The following is a 1158-nucleotide window of genomic DNA, read 5'->3' as shown; positions in this document are numbered from 1 at the left end:
AAGGTCTTCATGTCATTGGTGCCTTTAAAGATGGTCGGTTCAATATAGAAACCTTGACCGACTTCCTGACGTGCTTCACCACCGGTCAGGATCTGTGCACCTTCTTCACGGCCAGTGGCAATACAGCCCAGAATCTTGTCCTGCTGTTCCTGAGAAGCTTGCGCGCCAATCATAGTATCAGTATCCAGTGGATGACCGGTTTTAATGCGTTGTACCCGTTCTACTGCACGCGCTAAAAACTCATCGGCAATACTTTCCTGTACCAAGGCCCGGGAAGGGCAGGTACAGATTTCACCTTGATTCAGGGCAAACATGGCAAAGCCTTCCAGTGCCTTGTCCAGATAATCGTCTTCCTGATCCATGATGTCGGCAAAGAACAGATTCGGTGATTTACCGCCAAGTTCCAGCGTTACCGGAATAATATTTTCAGTTGCATACTGCATTATCATTTGGCCGACGGCAGTCGAGCCGGTAAAGGCAATCTTGGCAATACGGGGATTGGTCGCCAGTGGACGGCCGACTTCGACCCCGTAGCCATTGACGATGTTCAACACGCCCGGCGGCAAAATATCCTGAATCAGTTCAGCCAGAACCAGAATACTGACCGGAGTCTGTTCCGCAGGTTTCAGCACGATACAGTTACCTGCAGCTAGGGCAGGTGCCAGTTTCCAGGCAGCCATCAGAATCGGGAAGTTCCACGGGATAATTTGACCCACGACGCCCAACGGTTCATGAAAATGATAAGCAATGGTATCTTCATCGATTTCGGAAATGCCGCCTTCCTGTGCACGGATACAGCCGGCAAAATAACGGAAATGGTCAATGGCCAGCGGAATATCGGCAGCCAGTGTTTCACGAATTGGCTTACCATTGTCCCAGGTTTCTGCCACAGCCAGCAGTTCCAGATTTTGTTCCAGACGATCTGCAATTTTCAGCAGGATATTGGAGCGGGTGGTCGGTGATGACCGGTTCCATTGCTCTTTGGCTTTATGCGCTGCATCAAGCGCCAACTCAATGTCTTCTACAGAAGAACGCGGCACTTTGGTAAAGACTTTGCCATCTACCGGAGAGATATTGTCAAAGTATTCACCTTTGACTGGAGCGACCCATTCGCCGCCAATGAAATTATCGTATTGTGCTTTAAAATGAACTTTTGAA

At 49.4% G+C, this 1158-nt stretch carries 1 protein-coding gene; it reads right to left on the bottom strand.

The features are described 5' to 3' along the window. Window positions 1–1158, bottom strand: a 1158-nt coding sequence (locus tag ACP7BU_RS15325; protein WP_425880203.1) for an aldehyde dehydrogenase family protein, incomplete at both ends; no start/stop codon positions are given.

The sequence above is a fragment of the Acinetobacter sp. 40AMC3-4 genome, assembly GCF_049898185.1.
Classification (GTDB): Bacteria; Pseudomonadota; Gammaproteobacteria; order Pseudomonadales; family Moraxellaceae; genus Acinetobacter.
This window is presented reverse-complemented; position numbering and strand designations above follow the sequence as displayed.